This window comes from Kitasatospora sp. NPDC005751 (assembly GCF_040630835.1).
Taxonomy (GTDB): Bacteria; Actinomycetota; Actinomycetes; order Streptomycetales; family Streptomycetaceae; genus Kitasatospora.
In genome coordinates this window covers 143,347-167,125 of record NZ_JBEXYC010000007.1, presented here as the reverse complement: position 1 = coordinate 167,125, position 23,779 = coordinate 143,347, and the positions used below count along the sequence as shown (strand labels likewise).

Annotated in this window: 19 protein-coding genes; 7 read left to right on the top strand and 12 right to left on the bottom strand. The window is 75.4% G+C overall.

Annotation, left to right across the window (positions count from 1 at the left end):
* Positions 1-21: 21 nt before the first annotated feature.
* From ABZ497_RS10465 to ABZ497_RS10445, 5 genes are all read right to left on the bottom strand, one after another.
* Complete coding sequence (locus ABZ497_RS10465) at positions 22-150, bottom strand: hypothetical protein (protein WP_329490566.1); 129 nt, start codon at positions 148-150, stop codon at positions 22-24.
* A 660-nt stretch (positions 151-810) separates the two neighbouring features.
* A complete protein-coding gene (locus ABZ497_RS10460) occupies positions 811-1,359 on the bottom strand; it encodes an ATP/GTP-binding protein (RefSeq protein WP_329492336.1) in 549 nt (182 codons plus the stop codon).
* A 70-nt stretch (positions 1,360-1,429) separates the two neighbouring features.
* Positions 1,430-1,759, bottom strand: coding sequence for a DUF742 domain-containing protein (locus ABZ497_RS10455; RefSeq protein ID WP_329492335.1), 330 nt, complete (start codon positions 1,757-1,759; stop codon positions 1,430-1,432).
* A 146-nt stretch (positions 1,760-1,905) separates the two neighbouring features.
* On the bottom strand, positions 1,906-2,325 hold the full coding sequence (locus ABZ497_RS10450; protein ID WP_329490565.1) for a roadblock/LC7 domain-containing protein: 420 nt from the start codon (positions 2,323-2,325) through the stop codon (positions 1,906-1,908).
* Positions 2,322-5,279 carry a nitrate- and nitrite sensing domain-containing protein gene (locus tag ABZ497_RS10445; RefSeq protein WP_359804288.1) on the bottom strand — a complete coding sequence of 986 codons (2,958 nt, stop codon included), beginning with the start codon at positions 5,277-5,279 and terminating at the stop codon, positions 2,322-2,324. Before ABZ497_RS10445 ends, ABZ497_RS10450 begins: the two co-directional genes overlap by 4 nt.
* Positions 5,280-5,850: 571 nt before the next feature.
* Here ABZ497_RS10445 and ABZ497_RS10440 point away from each other — a divergent pair.
* The 3 genes from ABZ497_RS10440 to ABZ497_RS10430 all read left to right on the top strand — a co-directional run bounded on the left by ABZ497_RS10440 (position 5,851) and on the right by ABZ497_RS10430 (position 10,243).
* Positions 5,851-7,680 carry an AMP-dependent synthetase/ligase gene (locus tag ABZ497_RS10440; protein WP_359804287.1) on the top strand — a complete coding sequence of 610 codons (1,830 nt, stop codon included), beginning with the start codon at positions 5,851-5,853 and terminating at the stop codon, positions 7,678-7,680.
* Positions 7,681-7,893: 213 nt separating this feature from the next.
* The gene (locus tag ABZ497_RS10435; protein WP_359804286.1) at positions 7,894-9,042 is read left to right on the top strand and encodes a polysaccharide deacetylase family protein; all 1,149 of its coding nucleotides are present in this window, start codon (positions 7,894-7,896) and stop codon (positions 9,040-9,042) included.
* Positions 9,043-9,364: 322 nt separating this feature from the next.
* The gene (locus tag ABZ497_RS10430; protein WP_359804285.1) at positions 9,365-10,243 is read left to right on the top strand and encodes a nitroreductase/quinone reductase family protein; all 879 of its coding nucleotides are present in this window, start codon (positions 9,365-9,367) and stop codon (positions 10,241-10,243) included.
* Positions 10,244-10,378: 135 nt separating this feature from the next.
* Here ABZ497_RS10430 and ABZ497_RS10425 read toward each other — a convergent pair whose 3' ends face one another.
* From ABZ497_RS10425 to ABZ497_RS10410, 4 genes are all read right to left on the bottom strand, one after another.
* Positions 10,379-11,158, bottom strand: a complete 780-nt coding sequence (locus ABZ497_RS10425; RefSeq protein ID WP_359804338.1) for an SGNH/GDSL hydrolase family protein — start codon at positions 11,156-11,158, stop codon at positions 10,379-10,381.
* 319 nt (positions 11,159-11,477) lie between these two features.
* Positions 11,478-11,840 carry a glyoxalase gene (locus ABZ497_RS10420; protein WP_359804284.1) on the bottom strand — a complete coding sequence of 121 codons (363 nt, stop codon included), beginning with the start codon at positions 11,838-11,840 and terminating at the stop codon, positions 11,478-11,480.
* The gene (locus ABZ497_RS10415) at positions 11,837-12,631 is read right to left on the bottom strand and encodes a hypothetical protein (protein WP_359804283.1); all 795 of its coding nucleotides are present in this window, start codon (positions 12,629-12,631) and stop codon (positions 11,837-11,839) included. The genes ABZ497_RS10420 and ABZ497_RS10415 overlap by 4 nt, the downstream gene beginning before the upstream one ends.
* A gap of 204 nt (positions 12,632-12,835) precedes the next feature.
* Positions 12,836-13,765 (bottom strand): hypothetical protein, encoded by a 930-nt coding sequence (locus tag ABZ497_RS10410; protein WP_359804282.1) that lies wholly within the window; start codon positions 13,763-13,765, stop codon positions 12,836-12,838.
* 531 nt (positions 13,766-14,296) lie between these two features.
* On the opposite strand from ABZ497_RS10410, the gene ABZ497_RS10405 reads away from it, so the two are divergent.
* The gene (locus ABZ497_RS10405) at positions 14,297-15,466 is read left to right on the top strand and encodes an exonuclease SbcCD subunit D (protein WP_359804281.1); all 1,170 of its coding nucleotides are present in this window, start codon (positions 14,297-14,299) and stop codon (positions 15,464-15,466) included.
* Positions 15,463-18,513: an SMC family ATPase gene (locus ABZ497_RS10400; protein ID WP_359804280.1), complete on the top strand. Its 3,051-nt coding sequence runs from the start codon at positions 15,463-15,465 to the stop codon at positions 18,511-18,513. Before ABZ497_RS10405 ends, ABZ497_RS10400 begins: the two co-directional genes overlap by 4 nt.
* Before the next feature lie 67 nt (positions 18,514-18,580).
* Here the strand turns inward: ABZ497_RS10400 and ABZ497_RS10395 are convergent, their stop codons facing one another.
* Positions 18,581-18,802 (bottom strand): hypothetical protein, encoded by a 222-nt coding sequence (locus ABZ497_RS10395; protein WP_352291126.1) that lies wholly within the window; start codon positions 18,800-18,802, stop codon positions 18,581-18,583.
* A gap of 249 nt (positions 18,803-19,051) precedes the next feature.
* Here ABZ497_RS10395 and ABZ497_RS10390 point away from each other — a divergent pair, with 249 nt between their 5' ends.
* On the top strand, positions 19,052-19,723 hold the full coding sequence (locus ABZ497_RS10390; protein WP_359804279.1) for a DUF1990 domain-containing protein: 672 nt from the start codon (positions 19,052-19,054) through the stop codon (positions 19,721-19,723).
* A gap of 89 nt (positions 19,724-19,812) precedes the next feature.
* Here the strand turns inward: ABZ497_RS10390 and ABZ497_RS10385 are convergent, their stop codons facing one another.
* Together ABZ497_RS10385 and ABZ497_RS10380 are read right to left on the bottom strand one after the other, a co-directional pair.
* Entirely contained in the window at positions 19,813-20,250 is a 438-nt protein-coding gene (locus ABZ497_RS10385; RefSeq protein ID WP_329490552.1) for a YjbQ family protein, read from the bottom strand.
* Between the two features lie 254 nt (positions 20,251-20,504).
* The gene (locus tag ABZ497_RS10380) at positions 20,505-20,771 is read right to left on the bottom strand and encodes a hypothetical protein (protein ID WP_329490551.1); all 267 of its coding nucleotides are present in this window, start codon (positions 20,769-20,771) and stop codon (positions 20,505-20,507) included.
* Between the two features lie 799 nt (positions 20,772-21,570).
* Between ABZ497_RS10380 and ABZ497_RS10375 the strand changes: the two genes are divergently transcribed.
* Entirely contained in the window at positions 21,571-23,769 is a 2,199-nt protein-coding gene (locus tag ABZ497_RS10375) for a bifunctional glycosyltransferase family 2 protein/CDP-glycerol:glycerophosphate glycerophosphotransferase (RefSeq protein WP_359804278.1), read from the top strand.
* Positions 23,770-23,779: the final 10 nt, after the last annotated feature.

Genomic DNA, 23,779 nt, shown 5'->3' with positions numbered 1-23,779 from the left:
CTGCCGGGGGCTGAACCGAGGTCAGCGGACGGCGGGCCGGGACGCGCTGGGCGAGCCCGGACACGTCTGGTCGAACAGGTGCGGCTGCCGGGACGGCCAGAACGGCTCAAGGTCGAGGTGACCTCGGCTGCTGTCCACGACGTTGCTCATGCGCCCATTCAACCATGTGAACGGACCGTTGCACCGCACGCGGTGCGACGCTCCCGGCACGCCGACGGTCACGGCGGCAGCAGGGGTGGTGATGGGGCTGGCGAGGTTCACTGGTGGTCTCCGCGAGAGCGGGCATGGGAAACGGCGGCACGGCCGGACACCGGCGTCCGGTGCGGCTGGGCCTACGGATTGACGAAGCGTCAGAGGCGCGCTTCACGACCGGGTGGGCCGCGAAGCCCGTCGGGCTACCGGGAGGCCGGCCGGTCCGTCACCGACAGCAGGCGCTGCAGATCAGCGCGTGGTCGATGTACCGGCGGATCGTCAGGGCCGGCGAGACCGGGGCCGGCGCGGCCGCGGCGCGGCGGTGGTCGACGGTCACGGTACTGCCCTCCCCCTGGTCCTGGACGCGGTCGCGTGAGCGGTGCGTCGTGGTGCGCCGCCGGGCTTCCCGCGGCGTTCCGGTGTGCTCCGAGGCATCCCGAACCGCAGGGCCGGGCGGCCTTCGTCCAGAGCCTTCCACGCCGGACCCGGTCTAGGCAACCTTCCGACCGGTGGACGTCCGGCATGCGGACGCCCGAATGAGACGACGGCTCCGGGCGGCCGCCGGCGACCGCCCGGGCTCCCCGGCGTCTGCGCCGGGCCTGATCGGCAGAGCACCGGTCAGGACCGGCCCGCGCCGCCCCTTCGCTGTGCGCCGACGTGCTCGACCAGGGCGACCAGCACGTCCTTGCCGTCCTCGCGTCGGCGGGCGTCGCAGAGCAGCACCGGGATCCCCGGGTCCAGGTCGAGCGCGTCCCGGACCTCCTCGGCGGCGAACAGCTCGGTGCCGTCGAAGCAGTTGACGGCCACCACGAAGGGGATGCCGCGCTGCTCGAAGAAGTCCACCGAGGGGAAGCAGTCCGCCAGTCGGCGGGTGTCGGCGAGCACCACCGCACCGAGCGCACCGCGCGCCAGTTCGTCCCAGACGAACCAGAACCGGTCCTGCCCCGGGGTGCCGAACAGGTAGAGCGCCAGCCCGGCGCGCAGGTCGATCCGGCCGAAGTCCATCGCCACGGTGGTGGTCCGCTTGGCCTCCACCCCCGCGGTGTCGTCCACCGGGCGGCCGAGTTCGCTCAGCTCCTCCTCGGTGCGCAGCGGGCGGATCTCGCTGACCGAGCCGACCAGCGTGGTCTTGCCCGCGCCGAAGCCGCCCGCGACCAGGATCTTCACCGCGACCGCCGGACCACCCCGCCAGGGCGGGTCGTTGGCCGTGGCACCGGCGGCGGCGTTCTCGTGGTGGTCAGAGCGCACGGAGTCCATTGATCACGTCTCGCAGCAGGCGCTCGTCCGGCAGCTCGGCGAGCGGAACGGGTCGGGTGACGCTGATCAGCTCGGCGTCGTAGAGGTCGCCGAGCAGCACACGAACCACACTGACCGGCAGGTCGGTGTAGGAGCCGAGCTCGGCGACGGACAGCGGCTCGCGGCGGCACCAGGTCAGGATGGTCTGGTGCTCCGGGTCGAGCACCAGCGCGGGCACCGCCCCGGCCCGGGGCCCGGGTTCGGCGACGGTGATCAGCGAGATCAGGTCGAACAGGCCGTCCTCGACCGGGCGGGTACGGCCCCGGGTCATCGAGTACAGCCGCACCACCGGACCGGCCTCGTCGTCGAACCACCGGTCGTCGACCGGGGTGCGCGGCTGGAACAGGTCGACCCCGGACTCGTCCCCGGCCGGGTCGTCCTGTTCCAGCTCGGGCTCCTCCTCCGCCATCGGGCCGCTCATCTCCCCGGCGGGGCGGCTTCGGTGCGCGGCTCGGCGGCCATGTGCTCGCCGACCCGCTTGACCAGCAGGGCCATCTCGTAGGCGATCTGGCCGATGTCGGCCTCGGCCTCGCTCAGCACCGCCAGGCAACTGCCGTCGCCGGCCGCGGTGATGAAGAGGAAGGCCTCGTCCAGCTCGACCATGGTCTGGCGGACGCCGCCGACCTTGAAGTGCCCGCCGGCGCCCTTGGCCAGGCTGTGGAAGCCGGCCGCGACGGCGGCCAGGTGCTCGGCGTCCTCGCGGTCGAGGTCGCGGGAGGCCCCGGTGGCCAGCCCGTCACTGGACAGGATCACCGCGTGCCGCAGGGCCGCGACGCGCCCCACGAGATCGTCGAGAAGCCAGTTGAGGTCCCCGGACGACTGCGTCGAAGTGGTCATGAATCTCTTCCTTCCGCTGGAGCGGGTGGTGCGGGTGGTGCCTTCACTGCGGGTGGTGCCTTCACTGCGGATGCTGCAGGTGGTGCCGGTACCGCGGGTGTCGAGGGTGCTGTCTGTGCGGAGCGCGGGGCGGGCGACGCGCCCGGTACCCAGCGGGCGAGCGGAGCCCGGTCGCCGGGCGGCGGGGCGGGCAGGGCCGCCGGGGCCGGGGCCGGTGCGATCGCGCGCCGGTTCGGATCCGGCGGCTGCCACGCGGGCACGGCGGCCGGCCGGGCGGGCGGGACGGGGGCGGCCGAACCGCGGCCCCGGGTGAAGCCGCGCTGGAAGGAGGCGAACGTCGCCCGCGCCTCCTCCGGCGAGCGCTCGCGGGCGGTCTCGGCGGCCGACCGCCCGGGCTCCTGGACGGCGCGCTCCCGGAGCTGGGGCGCGAGGCTGGCCTGCCGGACGCGGCGCGGCAGCGGACCGGGTCCGCCGGCGGGAGGACCGTCGGCCGCCTGCCCGGCGGAGGGCTGCTCCGCCGGGGGCTGCGCTGCCATGGATCGCCCGGCCTCGGGCAGCCCGGCTTCCGGCCGCACGACCGGGGGCCGACCGACCGAGGAGAGCCTGGCGGAGGGGAAGGCGGCCGGCGGCTGCTGCCCGACCGGCGTGCGGTCCGGCCCACCGGCGGCACCGGCGTCCCGCGGTCCGGCCTCGGCGCCCTCCGGCGCGGCCAGGCCCTCCCGGCGGTGACGGCCCGGGCCCCGGACCGCCTCGTCCGGCGAGGCCGTGACCAGCGTCGGCCCGGTCCTGTTCCGCGCCCGCCGCGGCAGACCGCCCGGGGTACGGGTGGTGTCGGGCGCCGACGGCCGCGGGCCGCCGCTCCCCCGGTGGCGTCCGCCCTGGTCGGACGCGGTCCCGGCGGCCCGACCGGCCTCCGGCCCCGGCCCGCCGTCGGCCGCGCCGCTCGCACCGCCCGCCGTACCCGCGCCGCCCGGCGGCGGCACCACGACCAGATCGCGCTCGCCCTGCCCGGCCGGCACCGCACGCCGGCCGGGAGCCGCCCCGGCCGGCGGCCCGTCCGACGCCTCCGCCAGCAGCTCGCGCGGGATCAGCACCACCGCGGTCGTCCCGCCGTACGGCGACGGCCGCAGGTGGACCCGGATGCCGTGCCGGCGGGCCAGCCGGCTGACCACGAAGAGGCCCAGGCGGTCGGTGTCCGCGAGGTCGAACTCCTGCTCCACCGCGAGGCGCTCGTTGATCTCGGCGAGCGCGAGTTCGCTCAGCCCGAGCCCCCGGTCGTCGATCTCCAGCGCGAAGCCGTGGGCCACCACCTCGCCCTGAACGGTCACCTGGGTGCTCGGCGGGGAGTACACCGCGGCGTTCTCGACCAGCTCGGCGATCAGGTGGGTGACGTCCGCGACCGCGCTGCCGAGCAGCCCGGTGCCGGGGAACGGCCGGACGATCACCCGCGCGTAGTCCTCGACCTCGCCGACGGCGGCACGGACGACGTCCACCATCCGCACCGGCTTGCGCCAGGCCCGGCCCGGGGAGCCGCCGGCCAGGATGATCAGGCCCTCGGCGTGGCGGCGCATGCGGGTGGTGAGGTGGTCGACCTTGAAGAGGTCCTCCAGCTCCGCCGGGTCCTCGGTGCGGCGCTCCATGGTGTCCAGCAGCGTCAGCTGGCGGTGCAGCAGCACCTGGCTGCGGCGGGCCAGGTTGACGAAGACCGCGGAGACGCCGCGCCGCAGGTCCGCCTGTTCGACGGCGGCCTCGACGGCGGCCCGCTGGACGGCGTTGATCGCCCGCCCGACCTGGCCGATCTCGGCCGAGCCGAACTGCAGCTCCGGCGCCTCGGTCGCGACGTCCACCGCCTCGCCCTTGCGCAGCCGCAGCATCACCGAGGGCAGCCGGGTGCCGGCCAGCTCGTTGGCCGCGTTGCGCAGGCCGATCAGCTCGCGGGCCAGGCCCCGGCCTATTCGGTAGGAGATCATCACCGACAGCACCACCGCGACCAGGCCGATCGCACCGGCGATGCCGCCGCGCCAGAGCAGCCCGATCGCGTACGAGCGCTCCCGGTCGCCGATCGCCCCGGCCAGCCGGGTGTTGATGGCGGCGAGGTCCCCCAGCGCGCGGTCGGCGGTCTCCCGCCAGGAGTCGCCGTTGATCGCCTGGACCACCCGCTCCGGCCCGCCCGCGCCCACGAAGTCGGCCTCGGCGCGGGACAGCGCCGCCCAGGCCTCGCCGCCGCGCAGCGCGATGTAGTCGCTCTGGTCGGCCGGGTCGAGCTCGGCGATGTAGACGGTGAACAGCGCCTGCTGGTTGTGCAGGGCGTCGATCGCGACCTGGTACTGCTCGGCGGTGGGCCGACCGGAGGCGGTGCTCAGGCCCTCCATCGCCGCGTCCTCCTGGGAGAGGTACTCGCGGGCCCGGGCCAGCTCGATCAGGATCGTCCCCTGGCGCGGCAGCTGGCCGCTCTGGCGGGCGACGAAGGCGGACCGGAAGCCGAAGGTGGGCTTGACGAGGTCGCTGTACTGCCCGAGCGCGAACTCCCAGTTGAGCGAGGAGCGGTTGATCTGGCTGCGGAGCGGGGTCAGCTGGTCGGCGGCCGCGAGGATCTGCAGGTACCGGCCGCGCTGCGCCGCGTCGAGCTTGCCCCCGTCGTCGGTCTTCTTCAGCCGCAGCGTCACGAGGTCCCGGTCGGTGACGGCCTGGGCCTGCTCGAAGGCGTCCCGGGCGGCCCGCGAGCTCGGGTCGGCCAGCCGCTGGACGGCGGCGCGGCGCTCGTTCTGCAGGTCGTACGCGTACTGGTCGACCGGCTTGCCGAACTCCTTGTACGTACTGCTGACCGCCAACTGGCTCCAGACGTCACCGGTGGTGGCGAGCGTCGCGTACACCCACAGGGCGGTGAGCGCGACGATGGGCACCAGGAGCAGCGCGATGATCTTCGCGCGGATCGAGCTGCTGCGCAGACGCATGGAGTCCTCGGTCGGGAAGTGCCAGGCGCGGACGGGGAGCGGTTCGAAGGGGCGGTCGGCAGAGGCGGGCTGGCGGTGACGGTACGGCGGCGGTGGTGCGGGGTGGTGCGCGACCTAGGGCGAGGCCTTCGGGTGGGGCTGTCGTTCGGGGTCGTTGTTCGGGGCTGTGGACCAGGGTGGCTCACGGCTGTCAACCAGGGCTTTCGTCCTGGTTTCCGGCGGTCGGACCAGGCCGGTCGGCGAGGCCTCGGCCGCAGGTCTGCGAGAGCCTACTACGCCCTGACCACTCGTTCGAGGGTCGAACCCGCCCTCTCCCGACCCCCGGCCCGATGATGTCCGAATGATCCCTGTCATCCTGGATTCACCCCTCGGCCGCCCAGCCCCGGCCATCCCCCGCCGCGGCACTTTCCCTACGGGCCGGTGCCGATCTCGTCGCGTCACGGTCACACCCCTGGGCAGTGACAGAGCAATCCGATAGTTTCGCTCCACCTGCCCGACCGTTCAGCGCGCCGCCGATCCGGACGCCCGTACGGGCCCGGCAGGCAGGGGCCACAACGGGATCGGGGGCAATGTGCGCGAGTTCAGCTCCCCCGCACCGACCGGACCACCGGCCACCGGCGGGCTGGCCGACTCGCTCTACGACACCGCCGAACGCAGGTCCGGCCTGGTCCAGCTGGCCCGCCGGACGGACGGCGACCCGCAGTGGCACGAGGTCACCGCGACCGCCTTCCGGGACGAGGTGCTGGCGCTCGCCAAGGGCCTGCTGACCCGGGGCGTCCGGTACGGCGACCGGGTCGCGCTGATGTCCCGCACCCGCTACGAGTGGACGCTGTTCGACTACGCGCTCTGGTCGATCGGCGCGATCACCGTCCCGATCTACCCGACCGCGGCGCCCGAGCAGGTCCGCTGGATCCTCGCCGAGACCCAGGCGGTGGCCTGCCTGGTCGAGGACGAGGACCACGCCATGACGGTCGGCGCGGTCTGCGACGCGCTCCCCGACCTCACCGGCATCTGGCAGTTGGACCGGGGCTGCGTCGACTCGATCACCGAGGACGGCCGCGGGGTACCCGACTCGCTCGTCCACCGCCAGCGGCTCGGCGTCGCGGCCGAGAACGTCGCCACCATCGTCTACACCTCCGGGACGACCGGCCGCCCCAAGGGCTGCATGCTCACCCACGCCAACCTGGCCTCGGCGGCCGACGCCCTGCTGGACGGCTGGGCCGAGGTCTTCGCGGACACCGGCGGCGGCCAGCCGTCCACCCTGCTCTTCCTCCCGCTGGCGCACGTCTACGGCCGGATGGTGCAGATCGCGGCGATCCGCGGCGGCTTCCGGATCGGGCACATCCCCGAGGTCTCCACCGAGGCCCTGCTGCCCGCGCTCGCCGCGTACCGGCCGACCTTCCTGCACCTCGTCCCCTACGTCTTCGAGAAGGTGTTCCAGCAGGCCCGGCGGGCGGCCGAGGAGGCCGGGCGGGGCGAACTCTTCGAGCAGGCCCGGCAGGTGGCCGTCGAGTGGGCCACCGCCCGCGAGCAGCGCGCGCTGGGCCACGGCCCCGGACCGGGCCCCCGGCTGCGGCTGCGCCACCTGGCGTACGAGCGGACCGTCTACCCGCGACTGCGAGCCGTGCTCGGCGGCCGGGTGCGCGGCGTGATGTGCGGCGGCTCGGCCCTCAACCGGGAGCTCGCCCTCTTCTTCACCGGCATCGGCCTCAGCCTGTACGAGGGTTACGGCCTCACCGAGACCTCCGCCGCGATCACCGCCAACCCGGCCGGCCGGCAGAAGCTCGGCACGGTCGGCCGCCCCGTCCCGGGGGCCTCGGTGGCCATCGCCGACGACGGCGAGGTGTGGGTGCGCGGCTCCGGCGTCTTCGGCGGCTACCTCAACCACCCGAGCTGCACCGAGGAGTCGCTGTACGACGGCTGGTTCGGCACCGGCGACCTCGGCCGGCTGGACGAGGACGGCTACCTCACCCTCACCGGGCGCAAGAAGGACCTGATCGTCACCAGCAGTGGCAAGAACCTCGCCCCGGCCACGCTGGAGGAGCGGGTGCAGGCGCATCCGCTGGTCTCGCAGTGCCTGGTGGTCGGCGACGACCGCCCGTACGTGGCCGCGCTGATCACGCTCGACCCGGCCGCCCTGGCGCACTGGCTGAAGTCGCACGGCCGGGAGCAGTTGGACCCGTGGGCGGTGCTCTCCGACGAGCAGTTGCACGCGGAGATCCAGCGGGCGGTGGCCGCGGCGAACACCGCCGTCTCCCGCGCCGAGTCGATCCGCGCGTTCCGGCTGCTGCCGCGCGAGTTCGGCGTCGACCAGGGCCTGATGACGCCCTCGCTGAAGCTGCGCCGGGCGGCGATCACGGAGTACTACCGGCCGGACATCGACGAGCTGTACAGCTCCTGACGGTCCGTCTCGTCCCCTTCGCGGTACGGATGACAGCGGGCTCACGGCACGTCACTCCCTTGACGATCCGAGTGGTCCAGTCCATTGTTTTGCCTCGGTCTGAGTGCGGCACGCCCACGGCTCCCGCCCCTCGGGGAGCGCTCCACCCCGTTCCACACGCCCTCCCCACGGGCGTGTCCTCCACTGCCCCCACGCAGGAGTCCACACGTGTCCATGTCCTCACGCCTGTCGGCGCTCGCCGCCTGCACGCTGCTCGCCGTCTGCGGTCTCGCGGCCCCGGCGTCGGCCTCGACCTCTACCTCGGCCGATTCCGCCGGACCCGCCGGGGCCGCGGCGCCCGCCGTCAATCTGGCCACCAACCCGGGCTTCGAGATCCCCGCCTCCTCGCTCGCCGACTGGGGCAGCGTCCCCGGCTGGCGCTGCACCGGCGGCCCCGCCGAGGCGTCCGCCACCACCACCGCCCCGCACTCCGGCGGCTCCGCCCTCGCCGTCACCCCGGCGAACGACGACTCCAACGGCGAGTGCGCGCAGACCGTCTCCGTCCGGCCCGGCACCACGTACACCGCCTCGGCCTGGGTCCGCGGCGCCTTCGTCCACCTCGGCGTCACCGGCACCGGGCGCGATGTCGCCCCGGCCTGGACGGCGACCACCAACGGCGGCTGGCAGAAGCTGACCACCCGGTTCACCACCGGTCCCGACGCGCGCACCGTCCGGCTGTACGTCCACGGCTGGTACCAGCAGGGTCCGTTCGCCGTCGACGACGTCCGGGTGGACGGTCCGGCGCCCGCTCCGGCCACCGCCGCCGGCTCGGTGCCGACCAGCGACCGGGTCGTCTTCTTCACCGTGGACGACGGCTGGCAGCGCACCCCCGAGGCGGAGCGGTTCATCGCCGACCACCAGCTGCCGATCACCGCGTTCCCGCTGCCCATGCCGGCCGCCACCGACCCCGACTTCTTCCGCCGCGTCACCGCCGTGCCCGGCTCCTCCATCCAGGATCACAGCGTCTCCCACCCGGATCTGACCACGCTCAGCCCGGCCGAGCAGCAGGTCGAGATCTGCGACGCCCGCGACGCCCAGGTCCGCACCTTCGGCACCGCCCCGACCGTCTTCCGCCCGCCGTTCTTCGCCTGGAACGCCGACACCCTGCAGGCCGCCGCCAACTGCGGCATCCAGCACGTGCTGACCGCCGACGCCGACTTCAGCTGGGGTGCCTCCAACATCTGGCACGAGGGCACCCTGTCCCCCGGCGACGTCGTCCTGATGCACTGGACCGACACCCTCGCCGGAGACCTCCAGCGCGCCCTCGCCGCCGCCGCCACCGCCGGGCTGAAGCCGGCCGGCCTGGCCTCCTACCTGCGGTAGCCCCGAGCCCGCGTCGCCGCTCCCCCGGGGGAGGAGCGGCGGCGCGCGCCGCCCTCGATCCTGATCGAGCTCGTTGACACGGGGTGGGCGGGTGACTGTAATGGGGGGCGTGCAGCGCGGTGTCGGCCAAAGAGAACTGGGCCGGCCGGCGACCGGGCGGGCACCTTCGACCGAGGGACGATGCGCGATGAGTTCTCACTCCGCTTCCCTGATCTGACCCAAGCGGCCGCGGCGCTGCCCGCACGCCCGCTTCGGTCCGTTGCGCTCGTGCGATGCGGCGCCGTGGCCTCCACTCCCCATGCACCGGAGACTCCACAGGCGTATGCCCATGTCTTTCAACCAAGCGATCATCGAGGAATTCCGAACCAACGGCGGCGAGGTCGGCGGCCCCTTCGAGGGCGGCGACCTGCTGCTGCTCACCACCACCGGCGCACGGACCGGACAGGACCACACCGTGCCGCTCGGGTACGTCCGCGCGGACGGTCAGCTGCTGGTCGTCGCCTCGGCGGCCGGGGCGCCGGACCACCCCCAGTGGTACCGCAATCTGCTCGCCCACCCCGTGGTCCGGGTGGAGCTCGGCACCGAGGTGTTCGAGGCCGTAGCGGTGCCGGCCGAGGGCGCCCGGCGGGACCGACTGTTCGAGGCGGTGGTCCGGGCGGCCCCCGGGTACGGCGACTACCAGGCGCACACCGCACGGGTGCTGCCGGTGGTGGCACTGGAACGGTCCGGGGCCGAGCCGCGCGAGGTGGCCGACCTGGCGGGAAAACTGCTGGAGGTGCACACCTGGCTGCGTGCCCAGCTGCGGCACGTCCGGGCCGAGACGGAGGCCCACTTCGCGGCCGGGCCCGCCGGTGACGGCCGGCCGCCGGGCCTCGGGCTGCAGATCCGGCAGCACTGCCTCGCGCTCTGCGCCGGGCTGACCCACCACCACACCGGGGAGGACGCCGCGATCTTCCCCGCGCTGGCGCGGAGCCACCCGCACCTGCGGGAGACGCTCGCCCGGCTGGGCGAGGAGCACCGTTCGGTCGGCCGGATCAAGGACGGGCTGGTGAAGCTGCTCGCCGGGATCGGGGTGGCCGAACCCGAGCGGTTCCGGGCGGAGCTGGCCCGGATGTCGGCCGAGCTGGAGGCGCACCTGGACCACGAGGAGCGGGAGCTGCTGCCGGTGCTCGCCGGCATCCCTTTCCCACCGGGGCGGTGAGCCGGGGGGGCGGTGAGCAGGTGCGCTGAGCAGGTGCGCTGAGCCGGTGCGCTGAGCCGGTGTGTTGAGCGAGGCGCCGGCCGGTCCCGCCCCGGAGGTGGGCGGGACCGGCCGGCACACCGGCTGCCGCGCCGGCTAGACCTGTGCGGAGAACACCGGGAGGTAGCCGCCCGACTGCCCGGCGGCCTTCGGGTGGTAGCTCTCCTCGATGGGCAGGGTCGTGCTGTTCAGCCAGGTGGTGCCGGAAGCGCAGATCTCGTGCCCGGTGAAGGCGCTCCGGACGTCACCGAAAGCGAAGCCGGCGTCGGCCGCCCGCTTGGCGATGACACCGTCGAGGACGTCCGCCGCGCTGTTGATGGCGGCGCGCTTGGTGTCGCCGATGCCGAAGATGCAGCTGCCGCCGACCTTGTAGAGGTGCGGGTAGCCCAGCACCACCACGCGGGCGTTGGGCGCCTTGGCGTGGATGGCCGCGTAGACCTGGTCGAGCTGGCCGGGCAGGGTGTTGTTGGCGTAGGTCTTCGCGGCGGCGACGGCGTTGAGGCAGGCGCTCTCCGAGTCCAGCACGCAGGTCTGCATGGTGCTGGCGAAGCCCGCGTCGTTGCCGCCGACGCTGATGCTGACGAGCGTCGTGCCGGAGTTCAGGACCGAGAGCTGGTTGTTGAGGACGTCACCGGTTCTGGCACCGGAACAGGCGACGAAGGAGAAGGACGAGGGCGCGTGCGCGTTCTTCCAGAGGTAGGCGTAGGCGTTGGTGCTGCGCTTGCAGCTGCCGCTCTCGCTCGTGTAGCTGCCGGAGCCGAGGCCGGAGGCGTAGGAGTCGCCGAGGGCGGCGTAGTTCACGCCGGCCGCGTGGGCGGACGAGGCTGCGAAGAGGGTGGTCATCGTGAGGAGAGCCGCGAGGGCGGCCATGGACATGGCACGGGTGGGGCGTAGCATGACACCTCCAGGGAGTGACGTGAGTCACATCTGTGATACCAGGCAGTAGGGTGCTCGGTAAGTGGTCATGCCAAGACAATTGACGGGAAGTCTGACGACGGTGGAGTGAACTCGGCGGCGGGATACGGCAAGTGCGCTGGTCAGGCCCCGGCGGCGCCGTCGGCGGCGCCGGTGTCGGGGTACCCCGATCGAGGGACAGTCACGAGGCCGTCGCGCACTCACCCGCCGGTGCCGGGGCCGGGAATCCGGGGCGGACGGCCGCCGGACGCCGCGCGGGAGCGGACACCGAGGCCTGCCGCTAGGCGCAGACGATCTCCAGCTCGAAGCCCTGACCGTTGATCAGGTGCACCGCCTCGCCGGTGTCCACCCGGACCGTCCACCCGGCCGCGAGGGCGGCGGCCACCGCCGCGCGCGAGCCGTGCACGGCGAGGTGGTTGAGCCCGGCGCGCAGGCGCTGATGACCGCCGGGGAGCAGCGCGGTCGACTGCTCGATCACCAGGTAGGCGGTGCCCAGACGCCAGCTGCGGCCCCGGGGCCACTGCTGGAACGGCTCGCAGCCGAGGGCGAGCAGCACCGGGGACCACTGCGCCTCGGCGGCGGCGAGGTCGTCCACCCAGAGCTCGACGTGGTGGAAGAGCCCTGCCGGATGCGGCACCGTCACTCGGTCACCCCCCCGCTCGCACGACGGCCGGAGGCGGGAGAGGCGGGGCGGGGGGCGTCGGGGCCGGGGCCGGGGGCGTCGGCGGGGGCGGCTCCGGCACCGGGGCGTGGGCCCGCGCCGGGGCCCGAGCCCGGGCCCGGGTCACCCGTGGCGGCGCTCAGCCGGAGGGGCGCCGGGCCCGGGTGGGCGGCGCCGGGGAAGACCTCGCAGCCCTCGGCCGGCAGCTCCTCGATCGCCTCGTTGGCGGCCGAGGGCACCCCGAGCCACCGGACGCCCGCCGCGACCGCCGCCCGCGCCTGGCGCAGCCCCGGTTCACCCCAGCCGAGCAGCTCGACCGCGAGACCGGGCGCGACGAGCAACCGCCGGTAGTGCCGCCCCGACGCCGGGTCCGCCGCACTGGGACCGACGGCCCGCAAAGCGGCCGCCATCCGGACCCGGGCGCACTCGTGGCCACCGTTCGCCGAGCCGACCCGGTCGTAGAGGTAGCCGAGGTAGTGGGGCGTGCCGATCACCGCCTGGGCCTCCTCGGCCGCCTCGCGGGCCAGGGCGGAGCCCGGGTCGCCGTCGTCCTCGGGCTCCAGCGAACCGCCGGGGAGCGAGACGATGCCGTCCTTGGGGTTGACCAGGGTCAGCACCCGGCCGTCGGGCGCGAAGAGCCAGCCCCACGACTGCTTCACCGACAGCCCGGCCGGCACCCGCTCGCCCGGCCGCCACGGCCAGCCCGCCGTGGGACGCCGCCGCACCTTGCCCAGCAGCTCGGCGATCTCCGCGCTGTACTCGATCCGGCTCATGCGTCCCCCTTTCGGTGTCGGGCTCGCCGGACCGACGGTGCGCGGGGAGGACCTGCGTGCGCGGTACAGGGCGGAGCGGCGGAGGCGGCGGTGTGGGGCACCGCGCGCTTCTCCTGTTGATCTTCCCCGAAATCTTCCCCGAACAGGCGGTCGATGAACAGTCCCCAGCGCCGCTTGGTGGACACGGAGGCCTCACCCGGGTGGTCAGCCCAGCGGCCCACCCCCCTCCGGACCCCGGTCGCCGGGGTCCGACGCCCCGCCGGGCCACGGCGGCGCGCCGGAGGGCGGCGCGGCCCCCGGCGGCGGCGCGGCGGGCAGCGGGAAGCCGGGCAGCGGTACGGCTCCGGGCGGGAACGGAACCCCCAGCGCGGCATCGTCGGCGAGCGCGTCGACCACCTCCCGGGCGGTCATCGGCCTCAGCCGGCCGGCCGCCAGGGCCCAGCCGCGCACCACCGGACCACCGGGCGCCGCAGGGTCCCCGTGCAGCAGGAGGGCGCCCGCGCCGCCGAGTGCCACCCCCGCCGCCAGGGTGGCGCAGAACGCCTCGGCGTCCCGGCCGCCGAGGAGGACCCGCCCGCCGTCGCCGCGCACGTCCGCCGCGGCGGTGAGGTGCTCGCCGTCCTCCGGGCCGTGGCAGCGCAGGGTCAGCAGGTGGCCGCCCTCCCCGGCGCCCTCGGCCAGCGCCAGGTACACCCCGGTGACGTGGTGCATCACCGCCACCAGCCGCGACTGCCCGGACGGGCCGTCGCCGACCGCGTCCAGCAACGCGGCGCAGGCGATCGAGATCCGCACCCGGGCCAGGTGGTCGTCGACCAGGACCGGGAGCAGCTCGCTCAGCTGCTCCCCGCCGTAGACGAAGGGCTCGCCGGCCAGCTCGGGGTCGGCCGCGTAGGCGACGCGTGCCGCCGCCGATCCCGGGTCGAGGCCGAAGGCCTCGCAGTAGTCCCGGTAGTCGGCCGGCTCGAACACCCTCAGGTGCACCTCGATGCCCTGCCCGCGCAGGGCCCGGAGCCGGGCCTGCGTCCGCCACAGGTAGTCCCGGAAGCCGAGCGGGCCGAACAGCCCGAGCCGGGCCAGCTCGGCGAAGTCGGCGGCGTGGACGGCCAGCGCCAGCGCCACCGGCTGCGGCGGCACACCGCGCGAGCCGCCCCGCTGCCGCGCCCGGACGCCGGGGCCGCCCGGCCCGGCCCCGCCTCCCCCACCGGCCGCCCGACCCCCCGGGCCGCGGCCACCGCCCCGGCCGCCCGACGAGGGGCCACCCGGCGGGCCGCCGGAGGGACCACCGGGCGGGCCGCCGGCGAACGGGCCGCCCGGCCCCGGCCCGGACCGGACACGCGCCGGCGGCGGCGCTCCCGCAGCCGCCGGGCGCCCGCGCCGGTCCCGCCCGACCGGCTCAGGCACGGCGGACGCCGACACGACAGGCACGGGCACGGACCCGGGCACGACGGACCCGACCGCGCGGCGGCCGTCGACGTTCGGGGACTGCACGGACATGGGCCCTCCCAGGGGCTCGTGCCGCCGCCCCGGGCTCGGAGCGGCCGGCGATCGAGAACATACACACCGTCACCGACAACGCACCCTGAGCGATCGGCCGGAGCCCCCGAGGACGGGTGTGACGTCCGATCCGGCCCGCGTTGTCAGTGCCGGACGTTATGGTCGGGGACCATGCGACTGCTGCATACCTCCGACTGGCATCTCGGGCGCTCCTTCCACCGGGAGAGCCTGCACGACGCCCAGCGCGCCTTCCTGGACCACCTCGTGGCGGTGGTCCGGGCCGAGCGCGTCGACGCCGTGCTCGTCGCCGGCGACGTGTACGACCGCGCGCTGCCCGGTCTGGAGGCGGTCGCCCTGTTCGACGACGTGCTGCACCGGCTGGCCGACCTGGGCGTGCCGACGGTGTTCATCAGCGGCAACCACGACTCGGCCCGCCGGCTCGGGGTGGGCGCGGGCCTGATCGGCCGGGCCGGCGTCCACCTGCGGACCGACCCGGGCGAGTGCGCGGTGCCGGTCCTGCTGGCCGACGAGCACGGGCCGGTCGCCGTCTACGGTCTGCCCTACCTGGAGCCGACGCTGGTCCGGGAGCGCTTCGGGCTGGCGCGCGGCGGCCACGCGGCGGTGCTCGGCGCGGCGATGGACGCCGTCCGGGCCGACCTCGCGAGCCGCCCCGCGGGCACCAGGTCGGTGGTGCTGGCCCACGCCTTCGTCACCGGCGGCGCACCCAGCGACAGCGAGCGGGACATCGCGGTCGGCGGAGTCGCCTCCGTCCCCGCGTCCGTCTTCGACGGTGTGGACTACGCCGCGCTGGGCCACCTGCACGGCTGCCAGACGCTCGCCCCGCACCTGCGCTACAGCGGCTCGCCGCTCGCCTACTCCTTCTCCGAGGCCACCCACCGCAAGACCATGTGGCTGGTCGACCTCGCGGCGGACGGCTCGGTCGCCGCCGAGCGGATCGACTGCCCGCGGCCGCGACCGCTGGCCCGCCTGCGCGGCCGCCTCGACCAGCTGCTGACCGCCCCGGAGCACGCCGAGCACGAGCGGTCCTGGGTCCAGGCCACCCTGACCGACCCCGGCCGCCCGGCCGAGCCGATGGAGCAGCTGCGCCGGCGCTTCCCGCACACCCTGCAGCTGCTCTTCGATCCCGAGGAGAGCGAGGCCGCCGCCTCCCCCTCGTACGCGGCCCGGGTCAGCGGCCGGGCGGACCTGGAGATCGCCGAGGGCTTCCTGCGGCACGTGCGCCCCGGCGCCGAGCCGGACGCGGACGAGCTCGGCTGGCTGCGCGAGGGCTTCGAGACCGTCCGGGAGAGCGACGACCGCAAGGCGGAGCTGCCGCGATGAGACTCCACAGCCTCACCGTCACCGCCTTCGGACCGTTCGCCGGCACCGAGACGGTGGACTTCGACGCGCTCGCCTCCGGCGGTCTCTTCCTGCTGCGCGGGGCCACCGGCGCGGGCAAGAGCAGTGTGCTGGACGCCGTCTGCTTCGCCCTCTACGGCGAGGTGCCCGGCGCCAGGCGGGCCAGCCGGCTGCGCAGCGACCACGCCGAACCGCTGCGGCTCACCCAGGTCCGGCTGGAGCTGACGCTCGGCGGGCGGCGGTTGGAGATCACCCGGCTGCCCGAGCAACTGCGCCCCAAGAAGGTCGGCCGGGGGACGACCGTCGAACGCGCCCAGACGCTGCTGCGCGAGTGGGCCGCCGACAGCGGCGACGGCACGCCGGGCTGGCGGGCGGTCAGCAAGTCGCACCAGGAGGCCGGGGAGGAGATCCACCGGCTGATCGGGATGAGCCGGGAGCAGTTCTGCCAGGTGGTGCTGCTCCCGCAGGGGGACTTCGCCCGCTTCCTGCGCGGCGACTCCGAGGAGCGCGGCAAGCTGCTCAGGCGGCTGTTCGACACCGAGCGGTTCCAGCACGTCGAGGCCTGGCTGGCCGAGCAGCGGCGCTCCCAGGAGGCCGCCGTCCAGACCGGCCGCCGGCGCCTGCGGGACTTGGCCAGCAAGGCCGAGCAGGCGGCCGGTCCGCAGGCCGAGCCCGCCGCCGGCTGGGTGCCCACCGAGGAGGAGTCGGCGCACCCCGCCGCGGACCTCACCGCCGGGGTGCTCGGCTGGGCCGCGATCCTGCGCGGCGGCGCCGCCGAGCAGCTCGCCGTCGCCGAGTCCGCGTTGGCCGGCGCCGAGGCCGGCCATCGCCGGGCCCAGGCGGACCGTGGGAACGCGGAGGAGCTGGCCGGCCGGCAGCGCCGCCACCGCGAGGCCGCCCTGGAGGCGGCCCGCCTCGCCGAGGGCGCACCGGCGATGGAGCGTGACTCCGCCAGGCTGACGGCCGCCCGGGCGGCCGTCGGGGTGGAGTCGCTGCTGCACCTGCGCGAGGCCGCCGAGGCCGCCCACCGGGCGGCCCACGAGGAGGAGCGCCGCCGGCGCGCCGCGCTGGCCGGCGCCCCGGACGGCGAGGGCCCGGCGCTGGCCCGCGCGGAGGCCGAGGAGCTGGCGGCGGCCGAGCACCGGCTGCGGGCCGAGGTGGTCCGGCTGGAGACGGCCCGGGCCGAGGAGCGGCGCTGCGCGGAGTTCCGCCGCGAGCAGGCGTCGCTGGAGGCCGACCGGCGGCGCGCCGAGGAGCTGGCCGAGGAGGCCGCCGACTGGCTGGCCGACTTCGACGGCCGGCTCGCCACGCTCCAGGAGGAGCAGTCCGCCGCCCGGGCCGCGGGTGCCCGGGTCGAGCAGCTGGACGTCCGGCAGGCCGAGCTCGCCGGGCGGCTGGCCGCCGCCCGCCGCCGGGACGAGCTGCGGGCATCGATCGCCGTGGCCGAGCCCCGGGCGCTCACCCTGCGCACCGAGGCGCTCGACGCCCGCGAGCACAGCCAGAACGTCCGCGAGCGCCGACTGACCGGCATGGCCGCCGAGCTGGCGGCGCAGCTGCGGTCGGGCGAGGCCTGCCGGGTCTGCGGATCGCCCGAGCACCCGGAGCCGGCCCTCCCGGCGAGCGGCCAGGTCGGCGCGGAGGAGGAGGACGCCGCCCGGGCCGCCCAGGCGCGGGCCGAGCAGGCGGCCGACACCGCCGAGCGGGAGCTGGCGGGCCTGCGGGTGAGCGAGGCGACCGCCGCCGGGGCGGCCGGGCCGGAGAGCGTCGCGGCCCTGGCCGAGGCGCTGGGCGCGCTGGAGCGCGAGCACCGCGAGGCGCTGCGGGCCGCGGAGGGCCTCGACCCGGTCACCCGGGAGCTGGAACGCCTGGCCCAGGACCAGGCCCGCCAGCTCGCCGCACTGCGCGACGCCGGTGAGCGCACCGCCGCGCTGACCGCCCGGATCCAGACCCTCGGCAGCGAGCAGGAGGAGCTGACCCGCCGGGTGACCGCGGCCCGGGGCGACGCGGCGTCGGTGTCCGCCCGGGCCTCGGCGCTGGCCGGCCTCGCCGGGAGCGTGGCGGCACTCGCCGGAGCGGCCCGGGCCTGCACGGACGCGGCGCTGCAACGGAAGAAGGCCGAGGACGAGCTGGCCAGGGCAGCCGTCGCGGCCGGGTTCCCGAGCCCGGAGGAGGCGACGGCCGTCCTGCTGCCTCGGGAGGAACGCGAGCGGCTGGAGGCCCGGCTGACCCGGCACCGCTCGGCACTGGCCGCGGCGGAGCGGGAGCTGGCCCGGCCCGAGCTGGCCGAGGCCGCCGGCCGCCCGCCGGCCGATCTGCCCGGCACCCAGGCCGAGCTGCTGGCGGCCACCGACCGGCTCCGCCGGGCGCACGCCGGCCACGAGGCGGCGCAGGCGCGCTGCACGGCACTGGCCGGGATCGGGCGGCAGCTGGCGGAGCTGGCCGCATCACTGGCCCCGGCCCTGGACCGGTACGCCCGGATCAACCGGCTGGCCTCCGTCGCCGCCGGCACCTCCACCGAGAACCGGCTGCGGATGCGGCTGGAGTCGTACGTCCTGGCGGCCCGGCTGGAGCAGGTGGCGGCGGCGGCGAGCGCCCGCCTGGTACGGATGTCGGGCGGCCGGTACACCCTGGTCCACAGCGACGGCCGGGGCACCGGCAACAAGCGCTCGGGCCTCGCACTGCGGGTGGTGGACGCCTGGACCGGGACCGAGCGGGACACCTCGACGCTCTCCGGCGGCGAGAGCTTCTTCGCCTCGCTCGCCCTGGCGCTCGGTCTCGCCGACGTGGTCACCGACGAGGCCGGTGGCATGCCGCTGGACACGCTCTTCATCGACGAGGGCTTCGGCACGCTGGACGAGCAGGCACTGGAAGAGGTGATGGACGTCCTCGACGGCCTGCGCGAGCGGGACCGCGCGGTCGGCATCGTCAGTCACGTCGCCGATCTGAGGAGCCGGATCCCGGCGCAGCTGATGGTCCGCAAGGGCCGCCGGGGCTCCACCCTCGCCCTCGCCGGGCGGGAGGACGCCTGAGGGGGGGCCCGGGGGCCGCGGGGCCCGGGGCGCCACGGCCGCGCCGCGCCCGGTCGGGTGCGCTCCGTCAGCCGGAGCAGGCGATCCGCTGCGCCTGCTGCCAGGTGCAGACCGGGCAGAGCGTGACACCGGGGTGGTCGGCGGGCAGTTCGGTCGGCTCCCCGCACAGCACGCAGTCCGCGCGCGGCCCGGTCAGCTCCGGGTCGTGCGTCAGGGCGGCCTCCGGCCCGGCGCCACCGGGGGCGAGTGCGCAGACCGGGTCCGTTTCGTTCTTCACCGCTTCGCTCATGCCGCCTTGATACTCCGCGCCCCCACCCCTCGGCAAGGCCGGCCCCGGCCGGACGGGCCCGGAGCGCTGGGCGGGCGGCCCCGCCGGCGAGGCCGAGGCACCGGCGGCCGGGCGGGCGGAGCTACCGAACCAGTACCAGCGCCGCCCAGGCCCGGCCGGACGGGCCCGAGGCGCCGCGAGTGCGACGGGCGACCCGTCCGCCCACCCCCACCCCCGTCCCGACGGCCGGGCCCGGTTACCGTGAGGCCCATGCCCGCCTCCTCCGCCTCCCCCGCCTCGCTCCACCGGCGGTTGCTCGCCGCTCGCGCCGCCGCCCCGACCTACCCGGAGGTGGGCGCCACCCGCGAGGCCCGGCTCCCCGAGGGCTACGCCCAGCTGCGGCGGCGGATCCACCTCGGGCACGGTCCCGACGTCCTGGAGCGGGCCGGGCGGTACGTGCTCGGCTGGGGCTGCCAGCTGGGCAGCGGCTTCGCCGTCCATCCGTACGCGCCGGCCGAGGAGGGCGCGACCGTCCTGCTGCGGCTGAGCCTGCCCGGGCTGCGGCGGCCCCGGCTGGTGATCCCCTGCCGGGTGGTGTGGACGGTGGACGAGCCGGACCGGATCGGCTTCGCCTACGGCACCCTCCCCGGGCACCCGGAGTGCGGCGAGGAGGCGTTCCTGGTGACCATGGACACCGCGGGCGAGGTCTGGTTCGAGGTGACCGCGTTCGCCCGGCTCGCCTCCTGGCACGCGCGGCTCGGCCGCCCGGTGGCGGTGCTCTGCCAGTACCTGGCCATCGAGCGCTACCTCGCCGCCGTCGCCACGGCGGCCTCCCCCACCGGGGCAGCCACGCCACAGGCCCCAGGCAGGACAGCCGGGCCGACGACCGCACCGATCCTCCCCGCACCCGGCCGGGCCGACGACCGCGCAGCCACCCGATAGCCGACCCGCCGACCACGACCGCAGCCGGCCACCCCACCGGAAGCCACGCCACGGGCCCCGGCGGGTCGGCCGGCCGGGGTACGGGCCGGTCAGCCCAGGAAGGAGAGCCGGACCGTCCGGCGCGGGTTGTCTCGATTGGTGTCGATCAGGACGACGGACTGCCAGACGCCGAGCGCCAGTTGGCCGCCGATCACGGGCAGGGTGGCGTGCGGGGCGACCAGGCCCGGGACGACGTGGTCGCGGCCGTGACCCGGGCTGCCGTGCCGGTGGCGCCAGCGGTCGTCGGCGGGCAGCAGTTCGCGCAGCGTCGTGAGGAGGTCGTCGTCGCTGCCCGAGCCGGTCTCCAGCACGGCGATTCCGGCCGTGGCGTGCGGCACGAAGACGTTGAGCAGGCCGTCACGGCCGGCTGCCCGGTCGTTCAGGAACTCGGCGCAGCGGTCGGTGATGTCGAGGGCGACCTCGTGGCTGCCCGTGGTGATCTCGAAGGTGGTGGTGTGGAAGGGCGTGGAGTGGATGTTGTCCGCCATGAACGCCATCCTCACGTACCGCCGGGGGCACCGGGGCCCGCCTCGCCGACTCGCCGTGCTGGTGGGGGCAGGAGGCCGCACGGTGGACGGTTCGGGCTGCTCCCGACCGGGCGGCCGGCCCCGGGCCCGGTTTGGGCCCAAGGGCTTGGGCCCAAGGAGCCCGAGGTCGGCCGAAGGGCCCCGGGTACGCCGAAGACCCGACGGTCCCTGAGGTCCGCCGGGCCGGATGCCGGTGGGCGCGAGGGCTGGAGGCCCTAGCCGCGACCGCCGAACAGGCTCCGCCGCAGCCGGCGCAGCGGCGCCAGCAGCGACACCCGCGCATGGCGACGCGGCTCGGTCGGGGCACTGGAGCCGCGCGGCGTCAGTTCCCTTATCAACCCGAGTGCCTCGGCGGTGTCCACCGCCGGGAGTGCGGGCGCGCCGAGCACTGCCAGATGACGCTCGATCCGACGGCCGGTCGCGCCGACGCCGCACTGGATCGCCGGCACGCGGGGCCGGGACCGCACTTGCATGTGTTCCATCAGTTTTTCCCACCCCTACGAGGCGCCAGGGCCGTGAGGCGAAGACTATCCGTGACAGACGGCCTTCGCGCAACCGTCCTGGTGTGCTGCCACCGTATCGTGCGGCGTCAACTGACGCCGCACCAGGGGCCGCCCGGAGCGGTTACGACTGAGCATCAATGATGGTGCACGACCGGCCGCGCGTCACGGGTGCCTCGGGGGTACGCGCCCGGCGCTTGCCGGGGAGGTACGCGCCCGGCGTGCGGGATCACCGTCGATCACGACCGGCGGGGCCCGGACGCCACCGGCGGTCGTCCCGCACGCCACCGGAGCGCCACCGACCACTCGGACGAGACAGTTCAGAAAGTGAACACAATCGAGGGATTGACGTGGGGGAAACCTCCAAGCAATATCTTCATCGACCGCGCGAACACGGATCCCGCTCAAGTACCGCTCAATCGTGCGTTCGACTGATGAAGAATTCCGGCTCCCCCGAGCCACTGCCCGGCCACCTCGACGCTGCGGTGGCCAGGCCCGGGAGGCGCTGGGACGGGCGGCCGGCCGTGAGGGTCGGCCGGGCCGCCACCAGGCTGCCGGTGCCGCCCCGTACGGGGCCCGGCACCGGCGGTTCCGGGCCCGCGGACGGCCTCCGGTACGGCCCGGTAGCGAGGCACCGGACCGAAGCCCGCCCCCACGCTCCCGCGACGCATCTCACACCCCCGCACCGCACCCCCGCCCGGCACCGCGCACCGCACCCCCACCCCGTGCCCCGACCCCGCGCGAATCCGCTCCCCGGCGGCGCTCGGTAGACTCGGCCAGCGTGCCAGTCCTCCTCAGCATCGTGCTCCCGGTCCACGGAGTCGAGCGCTACCTGCCCCGCTGCCTCGACTCGATCCTGGAAGCCACTCCCCTCGGGGAGTCGCGCTTCGAGGTGATCGCGGTCGACGACCTCTCCCCCGATCGCTGCGGCGCGATCCTGGACGAGTACGCCGCCCGCGACCCGCGGTTGCGCGTGCTGCACCTCACCGAGAACCAGGGTCTCGGCGGTGCCCGGACCGCCGCCCTCCCCGAGGTGCGCGGCGAGTACGTCTGGTTCGTCGACAGCGACGACTGGCTGCCGGACGGCACCGTCTCCGCGCTCCTCGACGAGCTCGCGCAGGAACGCGCCCGCGAGACCCCGGCCGACGTCCTGCTCACCGACTTCACCCACGTCTACCCCGACGGCGGGACCGAGCCGAACCCCTGGCGCCACGTCCTGGTCGGCTCGCCGCTGGTCGACGGCTGCACCCTCGCCGACCACCCCGCGCTGTTCCGGACCGTGATGTCGGTGTGGAACAAGGTCTTCCGCCGCGACTTCCTGCTCGGCCTCGACGTCTCCTTCGGGCGCGGCTTCTACGAGGACATCTCGGTCACCTACCCGGCCCTGCTGGCCGCCGGACGGCTGCGCTACCTCGACCGGGTCTGCTACTTCTACCGGCGCGGCCGCCCCGGCGCGATCACCAGCACCGCCTCCCCCAAGCACGCCGACGCCTTCGCCCAGTACGACGCGATCTTCGCGTTCCTGGACCGCCCGGACCGGCCCGGCCGCCCGGTGCCGGACACCCTGCGCACCCTCGTCTTCGAGCGGACCGTCCAGCAGGCGCTGACCGTCCACGACACCCCCGGGCTGGTCCCGGCCGGGCTGCGCAAGGACTTCTTCCGGCGGATCGCCGAGCACTTCGCCCGCCACCGCCCGGCCGGCTACCAGTTCCCCGGCGGCCTGCGCGGTGTGCAGTACCGCCTGGCGGCGCGCGGTGCCCGGGTCGCCTACGCGGAACTGCGCCGCACCGGCCGGCTGCCGCGCGAACTCAAGCGGGGCGCGCGGGCCGTCGCCCCGGCGGTGAAGAAGGGGGTGCGCAGCGGCGCCCGCTTCACCGCGTACAACGCGTTCCGCCGGCTCCCGCTGGACGAGCACCTGGCGGTCTACGCGGCGTACTGGCACCGGGGTTACGCGTGCAGCCCGGCGGCGATCTACGAGAAGGCCAGGGAACTCGCCCCGGACGTACGGGGCGTGTGGGTGGTGGAGAACCGGAAGCAGGCGGCCACGCTGCCGGCCGGGGTGCCCTACGTGATCGTCAACACACCGGCCTACCTGAAGGCGATGGCGACCGCCAAGTACTTCGTGAACAACGTCAACTTCCCGCGCACGATGGTGAAGCGGCCGGGGACGGTGCACGTCCAGACGCAGCACGGCACGCCGCTGAAGGCGATGGGGATGGACCTCCGGGACCACCCGGTGGCCGCCGACGGGATGGACTTCGACCGGCTGCTGGAGGCCGTCGACCGCTGGGACTTCCTGGTCTCCTCCAACCCGCACACCAGCGAGCACTTCGCCCGGGCCTTCCCCGGCCGCTACGAGATGCTGGACACCGGCTACCCGCGCAACGACCGGCTGGCCGTCAGCCCGCCGGCCGAAGTCGCGGCGATGCGCGAACGGTTCGGGCTGGCACCGGACACCACGGCGGTGCTGTACGCGCCGACGCACCGCGAGGGCCGGGGCGGGTACGTCCCGCTGCTGGACGTCCGCGAGCTGGCCCGGCGGCTGGGCCCCGGCTTCACGCTGCTGGTGCGCACGCACTACTTCCACACCGGGGGCCCGGGCGACTTGGCGGCGGGTGAGGACGCGGCCGCGATCGTGGACGTCTCGGCGCACCCGACCGTGGAGGACCTCTACCTGGCGGCGGACGTCCTGGTCACCGACTACTCCTCGATGATGTTCGACTACGCCGTGCTGGACCGGCCGATCGTGGTCTTCGCGCCGGACTGGGAGGAGTACCGGCGGGTGCGCGGCGTCTACTTCGACCTCTTCGCGGAGCCGCCGGGCGCGGTGACGGTGGATGCCGACGGACTGGCCTCGGCGCTGCTGGCCGGCGACCCGGAGCCGGCGGCGCGGGCGAAGTTCCGCGAACGGTTCTGCCCGTGGGACGACGGCGGGGCGAGCGAGCGGGTGGTCCGCCGGGTGTTCCCGACCCGGGCCTGAGCAGGCGCCG

Bases quoted from the DNA above. Each gene is read 5' to 3' on its own strand.
- ABZ497_RS10435 (WP_359804286.1), top strand. From the start codon at position 7,894: ATGTCCTCACGCCTGTCGGCGCTCGCCGCCTGCACGCTGCTCGCCGTC.
- ABZ497_RS10380 (WP_329490551.1), bottom strand. From the start codon at position 20,771: ATGGAACACATGCAAGTGCGGTCCCGGCCCCGCGTGCCGGCGATCCAG.
- ABZ497_RS10385 (WP_329490552.1), bottom strand. From the start codon at position 20,250: ATGGCGGACAACATCCACTCCACGCCCTTCCACACCACCACCTTCGAG.
- ABZ497_RS10425 (WP_359804338.1), bottom strand. From the start codon at position 11,158: ATGTCCATGGCCGCCCTCGCGGCTCTCCTCACGATGACCACCCTCTTC.
- ABZ497_RS10455 (WP_329492335.1), bottom strand. From the start codon at position 1,759: ATGACCCGGGGCCGTACCCGCCCGGTCGAGGACGGCCTGTTCGACCTG.
- ABZ497_RS10445 (WP_359804288.1), bottom strand. From the start codon at position 5,279: ATGCGTCTGCGCAGCAGCTCGATCCGCGCGAAGATCATCGCGCTGCTC.
- ABZ497_RS10400 (WP_359804280.1), top strand. From the start codon at position 15,463: ATGAGACTCCACAGCCTCACCGTCACCGCCTTCGGACCGTTCGCCGGC.
- ABZ497_RS10465 (WP_329490566.1), bottom strand. From the start codon at position 150: ATGAGCAACGTCGTGGACAGCAGCCGAGGTCACCTCGACCTTGAGCCG.
- ABZ497_RS10450 (WP_329490565.1), bottom strand. From the start codon at position 2,325: ATGACCACTTCGACGCAGTCGTCCGGGGACCTCAACTGGCTTCTCGAC.
- ABZ497_RS10415 (WP_359804283.1), bottom strand. From the start codon at position 12,631: ATGAGCCGGATCGAGTACAGCGCGGAGATCGCCGAGCTGCTGGGCAAG.
- ABZ497_RS10405 (WP_359804281.1), top strand. From the start codon at position 14,297: ATGCGACTGCTGCATACCTCCGACTGGCATCTCGGGCGCTCCTTCCAC.
- ABZ497_RS10395 (WP_352291126.1), bottom strand. From the start codon at position 18,802: ATGAGCGAAGCGGTGAAGAACGAAACGGACCCGGTCTGCGCACTCGCC.
- ABZ497_RS10390 (WP_359804279.1), top strand. From the start codon at position 19,052: ATGCCCGCCTCCTCCGCCTCCCCCGCCTCGCTCCACCGGCGGTTGCTC.
- ABZ497_RS10430 (WP_359804285.1), top strand. From the start codon at position 9,365: ATGCCCATGTCTTTCAACCAAGCGATCATCGAGGAATTCCGAACCAAC.